Source organism: Bacillus sp. BP-3 (genome assembly GCF_028401955.1).
Lineage (GTDB): Bacteria > Bacillota > Bacilli > Bacillales > Bacillaceae_G > Bacillus_A.
This window is the reverse complement of record NZ_JAQOTJ010000040.1, coordinates 1-10,049: the sequence shown is the minus strand read 5'-3', so window position 1 is coordinate 10,049 and position 10,049 is coordinate 1. Positions and strand designations below refer to the sequence as shown.

General features: G+C 34.1%; 12 protein-coding genes and 1 pseudogene. 10 read left to right on the top strand and 3 right to left on the bottom strand.

The window, feature by feature from the left end:
- Positions 1-64: 64 nt before the first annotated feature.
- Together PLX19_RS25650 and PLX19_RS25645 are read left to right on the top strand one after the other, a co-directional pair.
- On the top strand, positions 65-673 hold the full coding sequence (locus PLX19_RS25650; RefSeq protein ID WP_272191760.1) for a recombinase family protein: 609 nt from the start codon (positions 65-67) through the stop codon (positions 671-673).
- A gap of 992 nt (positions 674-1,665) precedes the next feature.
- Positions 1,666-1,797, top strand: a complete 132-nt coding sequence (locus PLX19_RS25645) for a hypothetical protein (RefSeq protein WP_272191758.1) — start codon at positions 1,666-1,668, stop codon at positions 1,795-1,797.
- A gap of 91 nt (positions 1,798-1,888) precedes the next feature.
- Here PLX19_RS25645 and PLX19_RS25640 read toward each other — a convergent pair whose 3' ends face one another.
- A complete protein-coding gene (locus tag PLX19_RS25640) occupies positions 1,889-2,251 on the bottom strand; it encodes a VOC family protein (protein ID WP_272191757.1) in 363 nt (120 codons plus the stop codon).
- A gap of 390 nt (positions 2,252-2,641) precedes the next feature.
- Here PLX19_RS25640 and PLX19_RS25635 point away from each other — a divergent pair, with 390 nt between their 5' ends.
- From PLX19_RS25635 to PLX19_RS25600, 8 genes and pseudogenes are all read left to right on the top strand, one after another.
- Entirely contained in the window at positions 2,642-2,854 is a 213-nt protein-coding gene (locus PLX19_RS25635) for a hypothetical protein (protein WP_272191756.1), read from the top strand.
- Positions 2,855-3,015: 161 nt separating this feature from the next.
- Positions 3,016-3,321 carry an EndoU domain-containing protein gene (locus PLX19_RS25630; protein WP_272191755.1) on the top strand — a complete coding sequence of 102 codons (306 nt, stop codon included), beginning with the start codon at positions 3,016-3,018 and terminating at the stop codon, positions 3,319-3,321.
- A 13-nt stretch (positions 3,322-3,334) separates the two neighbouring features.
- Complete coding sequence (locus tag PLX19_RS25625; RefSeq protein WP_272191754.1) at positions 3,335-3,748, top strand: hypothetical protein; 414 nt, start codon at positions 3,335-3,337, stop codon at positions 3,746-3,748.
- Between the two features lie 199 nt (positions 3,749-3,947).
- Positions 3,948-4,133 carry a bacteriocin immunity protein gene (locus tag PLX19_RS25620; RefSeq protein WP_272191759.1) on the top strand — a complete coding sequence of 62 codons (186 nt, stop codon included), beginning with the start codon at positions 3,948-3,950 and terminating at the stop codon, positions 4,131-4,133.
- A 278-nt stretch (positions 4,134-4,411) separates the two neighbouring features.
- Positions 4,412-4,750, top strand: coding sequence for a hypothetical protein (locus PLX19_RS25615; RefSeq protein ID WP_272191753.1), 339 nt, complete (start codon positions 4,412-4,414; stop codon positions 4,748-4,750).
- Between the two features lie 115 nt (positions 4,751-4,865).
- Positions 4,866-4,998, top strand: a pseudogene (locus tag PLX19_RS25610) (T7SS effector LXG polymorphic toxin); the annotation flags it as partial.
- 630 nt (positions 4,999-5,628) lie between these two features.
- On the top strand, positions 5,629-5,787 hold the full coding sequence (locus PLX19_RS25605) for a hypothetical protein (protein WP_272191752.1): 159 nt from the start codon (positions 5,629-5,631) through the stop codon (positions 5,785-5,787).
- Positions 5,788-5,834: 47 nt separating this feature from the next.
- Positions 5,835-8,372 (top strand): right-handed parallel beta-helix repeat-containing protein, encoded by a 2,538-nt coding sequence (locus PLX19_RS25600; protein ID WP_272191751.1) that lies wholly within the window; start codon positions 5,835-5,837, stop codon positions 8,370-8,372.
- Between the two features lie 477 nt (positions 8,373-8,849).
- On the opposite strand, the gene PLX19_RS25595 is transcribed toward PLX19_RS25600, so the two are convergent.
- Positions 8,850-9,296 carry a hypothetical protein gene (locus tag PLX19_RS25595; RefSeq protein WP_272191750.1) on the bottom strand — a complete coding sequence of 149 codons (447 nt, stop codon included), beginning with the start codon at positions 9,294-9,296 and terminating at the stop codon, positions 8,850-8,852.
- An 11-nt stretch (positions 9,297-9,307) separates the two neighbouring features.
- Positions 9,308-9,727: a hypothetical protein gene (locus PLX19_RS26095; RefSeq protein ID WP_334313787.1), complete on the bottom strand. Its 420-nt coding sequence runs from the start codon at positions 9,725-9,727 to the stop codon at positions 9,308-9,310.
- Between the last annotated feature and the right edge of the window lie 322 nt (positions 9,728-10,049).

Below are 10,049 nucleotides of genomic sequence, written 5' to 3'. Positions count from 1 at the left end.
AATTACTAGCTACTTCCTAAACATTGTTCCTCATTTACCAACCTGTTTATACTTTTTTCAAGCTTTGCAACAGAACCTACGAGTTCCAAGTAAAGATCAAAATGAAGAACGACAAATTCAGAATATGAAGAATTTAGGGATAGAAGATCGAGATATTTTCATAGATAAAGAATCTGGAAAAAATATGGAGCGAGAGAATTATCAAATGTTAAAACGCCTTGTTCGTACAGGAGACACGATTGTGTTTGACTCCTTAACAAGACTTGGAAGAAATATGAATGATACATTAGAAGAATTTAGGTACTATGAAAAACATAGGATAAATTTACAATTTATAAAGGAACTCTATATTAACATCAATTACACTGGTGAAAGTACAAATGATGTCATTCAAAGCGCAATTCAAAAAGCAACTCTTACAATATTATCAGCTTTTGCAGAAAAAGAGCGTATTGATATTAAACAACGTCAAGCTGAAGGAATTGCTCTTGCCAGAAAACAAGGTAAGCATTTAGGGCGTCCACCTGTCGAAATAACAGAAAAATTTATTGAAGCTTATAAGGAATGGAAATCCGGTTCGATTACAGCCGTAGGGGCCATGAAAAAGTATGGCATCAAACGTTCTTCTTTTTATAAGCTTGCTAAACTATATGAGGAAAAAACGCAAGAATAGTTTGTCTTATTAACGTTTTCGTAAAAAGAACTTGTAGTAATTGCTACAAGTTCTTTTTGTTAAACTCCATTTTGTTTGTTATGGAGTGACTTAGAATTCTTAACTTGATGGCGATGTGCCCCCCCCCCTTTAAAGGCAAGACCAAAACAAAAAAACTAGCCCCGCAAGAGGGGCTAGTTGATGTAAAATCCGAATTTGGAAATTAATAAGTCTTTAATTTAGCATCTATATCTACATAAAAAAGAAATCCACCTACTGTTACATTGTTGTTTGATTCGAAGTCAACAAGATATACTTCTTTACTGTCATAGGGTGTTTTTGCTTATCCCCCGAAAAGGACTAATTGACTGTAAAAAAGAATAATAAAAAGTAAGGTACGTGAAAAGTTTTAAATTTGATGAGAGGTGGAGATTCGTGAAAGTACACGATTGTCCTAATTGTAATACCTATAGTAGAGAATGTATTATTGTCATCCAAAATGCTCCGAACTTTTCGGAAGAGATATTAAAGTGTAGTATTTGTTCCTGGAATGGTAAGTGGTCGGACATGACAGTGCGGGAGGTTATATTGCCAACGATTCCAGGTGGGATATAGATCCCTGGCATCGAACCAATTACTGATTATTATGTACTTCATTCAGATCAAATTAGAATTACTTATACAGGAGGTTGTTGTCCTCATTGTGGTGAAAGTGTGATCCGTTATGCTGGTGCATGACTTTATAAACGATTATCATGAGCCTCTTACTCGAAGTTGACGATTAGACAGGTGCGGGCGAGAAATCATCCAAAATAATTTAAGCACTATCTAAAAATAAGGTTAATATTGCAATTTTGCGATCCTTATTCTTTTGGAAGTTGGTAAGCATTTTTAACATTTTAACACATAGAAAACAAATATCTTATTGAACTAACACATGCTATATCCTCCTGAAATGAGTATACTTTAAGCGAGTTACTAAAACCTTATCAAGCTTCATTTCTCTACACTGTATGAAATTCTTACCGACGTTTGCTGTGTATGGTACGGAAAACCATTTGACAGATGAAAGATTAGAAGAAAGTGCTACAAATTACATTCTTCATATGAAGAGTTACCGTAAAGCACAATTAAATATCAAATGAATTCGCAGCATACATCAGAGAAAAAGAGCTTAGAGGTTTCCCTAAGCTCTTTTTCTCTTCATTTAAATACCGAATTTAGTTAATGGAGTAACTAAATTTCTTGAATCATTTCCACTCTGTTTCCGAATGGGTCTCTAAACTCAAAACGTTCAAAACCAGGTATAGGTACTCCTTCAATTATCTGAATGTTATTTTGTTCTAACACATTTCTCCAGTATGATATATCCTCTACTTGATAAGCTAGATGGGCTTTTGTTTTTAATCGGTCAAAACCATCTTCTGTACCTATATGTACATCTCTATCTCCGACTTGTAGCCAAAATCCTCCACGCCCCTGTAGTGATTCGGGCTTTTCCTTCTCAGGTAGACCGAGAATTTCGCAATAAAATTTTTTTCCCGCTAGTTCAGCACCTTTTGGAATAGTTATCTGAGCGTGATGTAAACCAAGAATCATAAAGTCCACTCCCATTATCAATTGAATTTGTATTGTTTTTCTTCTATAACCAAATAATTTTTCGAAATTTCTAAATCCTCTTTCATTTTATAACACCAAATACAATAAGTGGAGTATTGATTAATTATAATATTGGATAAGTATTACTTATGGCCCTTTAAGTTTAAAACAAAAGATTTTTTCCAAGTATAATACTTACCGTGAATCTATCTTTTGTCGCTACTTCACACCATAGTTTATAGGAGAACGGCTTTTTTACGTAGTGTAGTTATGTAATTAAGAAGCTTTATCATGATGGGCATGTGCGATCCCGTGATGAAAGACAATTAAAAGAATTTTATCGTTTGTTTTTGTGATAAAGTTAATATATATGGAAAAGGTGGGAAAGTTATGAAGAATCGTTCGCTAATAAGAAAAACATTACTTGCTTCTGGAATGATTTTATTCGTTTGGGGACTTGTCATGCTTAATGTGATTACAGATATTATACCGATTGAACATACAAATAAAACGTTATCAATTATTGTTCTTATTGTTGGAATCACTTGTTGTGTCGCAGCTAACTTTTTTAAAGAACATAAGCGGTTTTCTGACGAAGTATAAAGCCTGTGTATTCTTATTTTTAGAAGAGAGAGGATATATGGGATTAAAATATTTTGGCTGTTTACTTCTCATGGCATTTAGCGTGGGAATTACTATACGTTGGATTTTTCGTGAAAAAATATAGAAAAGAACTAAAGGTTGATAGTTAGATTACATTTTCTTTGAATGAGTATCTTAATGGTACGAAAGATATCAAATATACGAATCAATTCCCTGATGGAAAATTGGCTAAGATAAAAAATAGTACAATATTTCCAAATGGTTGGAGTGATACAAAGATGTTAGATAGTATAACCGATATCTGTAATTCTTCCCCGATAGGTATTAGAGGAAGAGATGGAGCAACTTTTCATAGGAGAATTATTGACGGCGTAGAAATTGATGTAATCAAAATAGGTAACAATGTGGTTAGTGGATATCCAACAGATCAAATTAATGCGCTATTACCAGGTGGATTTACCGAATAGAGGAGGAACATTAATGTATAAAAAAGTAGATGCAGTATTATCTGAAAATAGCTCAGATAACTACTTTTATGATGATGAATTTATGTATGTACAAGAGTTGATAAGTGAATTTACTGACATTGATTGGGAACAATTGGTTCAAGGTCTAAAAGACAGAGATGATAAGTATAAAATTAGATTAGTATATTGCATAGATGAAGATACTGGAATGAATGGATTCAATTTATTACTAGATTTACTCAATGAGAATGATGAAGTAGCTGAATATGTAATAGATTCTTTGCGTTCTTTTAACAATGAAGAATATAAAAAAATACTTGCTTCCAACAAGCAAGTAATAAATAAAGCAGAGAATTTACTGAAAAATGCCAGTCTACCAGTTAAGAGAATTTTAGAAGCATTTTTACAGCAAAATAAACAGTCTTAGTATTTTTATCTTTAGAAACAGAATTGTTTAAACTAAATAAAAAAGGAACTCAACTATCTTTACTATATAAGTTGACTTAGTTTTTCCCGCATGTCTAAAACACACCCTTCTTGGTCCATACTGAATAGTAAAAACAGGTGAAGGAATACTTAGAACAGATTAAGAATAGATTTACAATAAAATGACAAAAAAAGAATGAATTGAACTTGTAACAAAAATATGTGAGTTTGATTCAACTGAAGAAGAACTTAGTGAATATGTTTATATTTTAAAAAATAACGTACCTCATTCCGCTCCAAGTGACTTGATTTTTTGGAATGATGAAGAGTTGACTCCAGAAGAAGTAGTAGAGATAGTATGGAATTACAAAGAAGAAAAAAATTAGAATAATATATAAAATAAAACAGGCTCCTTTATAGAACCTGTTTTATTTTATAACCGGGAAATTTATTTTAGGTATTTTTGCCCAAATCCCCCAAATGGGGGAATTAGTTTAATTCATTAAAAAATTATACGCTATGTCCCAAAGTGTACTCTTTGGGAAACTGTCTATTTTATATTAGCAGTTACAATAGACTACTAGAGGCATGATACATTATGGAAAAGACGGTGCTCACATAGTTCATTCAAAATCATTAGAACCATAAGAAAAGGATGATACAAATGGAATATAATTTTTTAATAAAAACATTAGATGAGTATGGAGATAGTGAACTGATAATAGAATGGCAAAGTGGATTAAAGATTATCGGTAAACCAGACACACTCTTTGAAACAGACAATGGGTTGGATGACGATGATGTGAATTATACAGAATATTATGCAGTTGCATTTCAAGTAAATCATATTTTATCCCATCCTGCTACTAACGAAGGTAGTGTATATGATTGGTTAAGACAAGAGAGAAGTTCACTGGTTGAAATTTCTCTCTATGATGATCCACCAAGTGCAGTATTTTTAAGCGACGGAAAGAAAGTATGGGAAAGAGAAATACATAAATAATAGTCGCTATTTAAACTTTGACCTTGATTGGCACTATGCCTTTCAAGGTTTTTTATTGCCTTTATAATATTATGTTTATCGAGGGATTGAAGGAATTAGTAATCCCCTGCCCGGCATGCAAGCTATGATGGGTATTTTTGATGAGATGAAACATAAACCATCTCCGTGAATTCAATTCTACTTCTAGCAGTAATTATGATACAGCAATCCAACTAGCTGCAAGCATTGCGCAAGGTCTTGCGGAAGTTTAAAGCGGAAAATGTTTTAGCCCCGCATCAGGAACATTATCTATTATGGTGATCTATGGTATTACGGCCTTCATAACAAATTTTAATGTTTTAACTCTATTTGTGGAACTAGGGACTTTAGGGGTACCAACATATGTCCATCAACTTAAGAAGATTAAACACCCCTAAAATGAAAAAACGTTATTCTTTCTCATGAATCATAGGAAAGGATGGCGTTTTTGTATGTCTATTTCTGTATCCGATGAATTGCAGCTATTCACTCAAGAAATTCAAAGTTTTTTATCCCTAAATACCTTACGAGATCTTGCTAAAGATGTTGGTTTTGTGCAACGAACCAATAAGTGCCAAGCAAAGGAATAATCATATGGTCTCTTTGCTTTTTCGATTTGATTACGTGTTTCATATTGTTCCCCCTTGCCAAATTGTTTTTCTTAATGGTATCATGTTTTTTCGTGAATAAAATAAAAACGGTGAAACTCTCGCCTTTCCTGATTCTTTATATCTGGTAATGAGGATAATATAAATAAACGATAATTTCTTTTCTTCATCAAGCAAAAGGGAAACGGTGTGACTGGTCGCAAACAGTAGATGTCGTGTGGAATCAATGTTTTAAAAAGAAGCGGCTATTTTATGATTGTAATCGGAAGCGTCGTTAGCTTGTTATGGAGAAGTTCTTATACAACAATTGGAATCGTAACGCTTATGATTCTATGTATGATTACAATCGTTTACAATGTAGAGAAAAAGTTAAAAGAAAGGGAGAAATCAGATCCCAACAAACAATCTTAAAACGATTGAGTTGAAATGGTTATATAGAAAGAGGTGAAGTATCGATAATGGTGATGACAGCTCTATTGTTATTGCTTCAAAATAGTTTGCACACAGAAACTGGGAATACCATGAAACCGATTCCGATTACCACGGTGCATGTCGCAAATAAATATGAAAAATGGAACGGTGCAGAGGGCAACCGTTTCGTGCAAACAAATAGGGTATTCACAAGTAATCCTGTTAGCCAAATAGCGGCAAAGCAAACAAAAGAAACAAGAGAAACAAAAGAAACAAGAGAAACAAAAGAAACAAAAAAAACAAACGTAGCACTCGGAAATTTACAACGTATGATTTACAACAATCAATCTTCTTACGGAGTAGAAGGCACGGCAGAAGCAAATACGCCTGTTCACATTGAAGTGACAGATGTAGATGGAAAAAAAGTTTCTACAGACGTTACAGCAAATAAAGAGGGACTATTTCAAACTTCGATCAACGGAAGCGGGTTGAAAAATGGGAACGTGCAAGTAAAGGCGGCGGCAGGTGAACAAGCTGCCCTCAAAACGGTAGAAAAAGATGGTACTTTCTATGAATTAAACAAAAAAGAGCAAGAAAGATGGCATATTTCAAACGATGGTACGCATCCGATTGAATCGACAAAAGGAATGAACGATGCACTCCAATTCGCAAAAGCAAATGCCCTCAAAACATTCAAGGTTCCAGCAGGAACGTACATGGTAAAAAAAGAAAATCCTGCTTTGTGGAATGACCCTTCCGCGTGTATCAATATGGTTCCGAATATCACATTCTGGTTAGATGAAAATGCTGTGATTCAAAAAGAAACAAACGCAAGAGAAGTATATTCAACTGTATGTGTTGGGTACGGCGCCGACAACGTCACATTAAAAGGCGGGACGTACAAGGGTGATAAAGATACACATGACTATTCGAAAAAACAAGGACCGAGTTTTCCTGGTACGCATGAAAATGGAATCGGCATTTCTGTATATGGGGCCAAAAACTTGACAATTGACGGCGTTAAAGCAACAAACTTCACAGGTGATGGTGCGGGTATTGGTGGGAAAGGAACGTTATTGCAAGACATCTATCCAGATCATTTTGAATCGGGTTCTCTTGATACAAATGGAAACAAAGTGGCAGATCCCACAAAAATTAGATTGAAAGCACCGATCCCATTCACAAAGGACATCCTCAAAACAGAACCTTATTTTGAAATGCCAAATGCAAAAAATCTGCCGTATCTCTATGATGTCTATTTTTATCAAGCAGATGGTTCTTTCTTATCTAGATACAGTGTCAATACTAAAAAAGAAGTGGTTCGAATTCCAAAATCTGCAGCGTCCTTTAAAGCGGTGTTTAAAAAATCAAATACGAGCGGTGTATACGGGGAGTTTTGGAACAAGGCATTAGCAACGAATGTGACCGTAAAACATTCTGACTTTTCCTTTAATCGGCGTCAAGGCATCACAGTGGGAGGCGCGGACCATGTAACCATCACAGACAGTGTCTTCCATGATATTAAAGGTGTTGCGCCTGAATCTGGTATTGACGTAGAGGGCGGATACGGTGAAAACGGGATGATGAACAAAAACATCTTCATCAAAAACAACAAATTCTACAACAATAACAAATACGATGTCATTTTATATGATGGACATGATGGGTTTGTTGAAGGGAATCACTTTGGATCAAGAGGAAAAATCGGTTTAGCTGTTTCCGAACCATTCACAAATACATATATCAAGAATAATACATTTGATGCCAGTAGTATTTATGCTTATCACGATATCACGTTTGAAGGAAACAGCATAAAGGATGGACTGATGAACATCACAGGACCTCGCGCGGTGGTAGACGGCATGAAATTTGATAAAACGGCGTTAAGTCTTTCAAGTCGTGTCCCGTTTGGAATCGAAGCGAAAAACCTTACATTAAACAATATGGATTTAAATGTGTGGGTCAACCCTGTTCATGTAAGTAATGTAACCATAAACGGAGGAAGAGTGGGCGGCCAAGCACCAGACGGAAGTACTTTTGACAACTTGAAAGTGCTCAATCACCCTGGTACTTCATTCGTACCAGGGACCTATAACAATTGCATTTTTGAATCCAGTCCAACTGCGACTGGTGGTACACATGTCGACTATAACGGCACTTACACCTTTCAAAATTGTACATTTAAGGCAGAAAAAGGGACATTTAACGTCGGAAGCAAAGACGCAAATGTTACGATTCAAAACTCTCGATTTGATATCAATGGTGATACAACTGTACTCAATATCCCAATGGGGAAACAAATCAATGTTGTCAATAACACGATTACCTCTGGCTTACGGCCAGGGATGAACAAAGCGGTTATCAAAGTGGGAGACTATTGGAATAAAGACAAACCGTTCCAGGGCCAACAGGCAAACATCACTGGCAATACCATCACAACAGGTGCAGCGGTTGAAGGCATTAGCACGATTTACGGCGGCGTCAATGCACCAGCTTATCGCGTTCAAAACAACATTTTACACAAGGCATTTTTGAAGGTAAAGCCAAAGGATATTGTAAACGGGAATCAGGAGCTTCCGAATTAACTGAAAACACGTGGTGCACCTACACCGCGTGTTTTTTTGTTTCTTCTATATGGAGTACCGTCAACTTAAGAAATATGACTATCCTCAAGTGTAAAAAACGTTATTCTTTTTTTAAAATACACAGAAAGGATGACTTTTTTTCTGGAGTGTGTGAAATTTCTTAATACTGTTTCCAGTCAGTTAAACAATACTGGCATTTTTATCAACATTCATTTACCAGAATAAAAATTATTCGTAACTACTCAGCTACCATATAAAAAGCCAAGATAAAGAGAGGTTTCGCATCGGAGCGAAACCTCATTTATTTCGTTGAAAATCGTTCTATATTTCCCGTCTCTAATAAAGTTTGCATTGTGTGAAACACGGGATTTTCTTGTTTTTTGAGTGTTCTGATGATGCTTCGTAAACGTAAATAATTGTCAGCCCCATATGATAAAAAAATATATTACTTAACTAGTGTGTATTTTTTTAGGTTTGTCAATATAGTTGACTAAAGAAGTCTAAAACTACTGAAAAGTACCCCACTGTGACAATGAATGACAGTATTAAGAATACATTTCTTTTTGTTTTATTAAAAGTATTCTTATCCATTTTATAGTTTAATTCAAATGAGAAAAATATTAAAAGAACAATGTTTGTTACAAAGCTTACATACACAGGTGTTACTTGAGATAATCCGTACATAAAGCTTAAAATCAATGTAACTGTTACTTGAATAACAATACCTTTAAATAATAAGTATCTTACTGCATTTAAAAGACCTATATCCTCTATCTTAATGTCTTTCTTTATCATCTTCTTAATTATAGCTATTAATAAGTCTTTCTTAATAAAGTAAAGAACCACCATTAGAAAAATAGCTAGTTGTAATGCAATTATTATATAGTTCATCAGTGAAGCATAAGAAGTCATATCGTTATCCATAAGTCTATCCCCTAAATACTTTTAATAAGTTTTATTTCCTCAATAAAGAATAATACTAAGTGTATAGCGTTTATTACAAACCATAACATGAAATTTGAATTCTTTACAGTCTTCAACTGATTTGACCTTGTATTAGACAATTCTATCTTTAAAGACGTTAATATAATAGTGTTAGACATAAAACCTAACAATATAAATCCGAATAAAGGTAAGTTTGTGATAGCACCTATTACCATAATTCCTATGTATACTATAGTTAACTTCTTAATATACTGGTTATCTTCTTTTAACTTCTCTATATCTTTATTTTTAAACCAGTCTCTTACTATTCTTACAAAGACAATACTTTGAAATATCAGTACAATTATACTTACAAAGATAAGAAACAAAGTCTCAACATGATTTTCAATTAAGTTCCCTATACTGCTCATTTCGTCTGTATCCCCTTTATTTATGTAATATTGACTTTAGTACTTGAAAGTAAGAGTCCTAAGATTCCTCCGATTAAGCCGATTATAAATTCTACAGTGCGTTTCAAATTACAATACCACCTTTCAAAAATATGATTCAAGTTAATGTTTTTACATATATTAACCATCGTTTTATAATAGCGAAGTATTACAAATTAGTCTATATTTGTAAACTGAACAGAAAACGGGTGGGACTTGAAAGTAACGGTTCTGTTGCAAAGCTTGAAAAAAGTATAAACAGGTTGGTAAATGAGGAACAATGTTTAGGAAGTAGCTAGTAATT

Bases quoted from the DNA above. Each gene is read 5' to 3' on its own strand.
- PLX19_RS25635 (WP_272191756.1), top strand. From the start codon at position 2,642: ATGAAGAATCGTTCGCTAATAAGAAAAACATTACTTGCTTCTGGAATG.
- PLX19_RS25595 (WP_272191750.1), bottom strand. From the start codon at position 9,296: ATGGATAACGATATGACTTCTTATGCTTCACTGATGAACTATATAATA.
- PLX19_RS25605 (WP_272191752.1), top strand. From the start codon at position 5,629: ATGATTGTAATCGGAAGCGTCGTTAGCTTGTTATGGAGAAGTTCTTAT.
- PLX19_RS25625 (WP_272191754.1), top strand. From the start codon at position 3,335: ATGTATAAAAAAGTAGATGCAGTATTATCTGAAAATAGCTCAGATAAC.
- PLX19_RS25645 (WP_272191758.1), top strand. From the start codon at position 1,666: ATGAAATTCTTACCGACGTTTGCTGTGTATGGTACGGAAAACCATTTG.
- PLX19_RS25640 (WP_272191757.1), bottom strand. From the start codon at position 2,251: ATGATTCTTGGTTTACATCACGCTCAGATAACTATTCCAAAAGGTGCT.
- PLX19_RS26095 (WP_334313787.1), bottom strand. From the start codon at position 9,727: ATGAGCAGTATAGGGAACTTAATTGAAAATCATGTTGAGACTTTGTTT.
- PLX19_RS25615 (WP_272191753.1), top strand. From the start codon at position 4,412: ATGGAATATAATTTTTTAATAAAAACATTAGATGAGTATGGAGATAGT.
- PLX19_RS25600 (WP_272191751.1), top strand. From the start codon at position 5,835: ATGGTGATGACAGCTCTATTGTTATTGCTTCAAAATAGTTTGCACACA.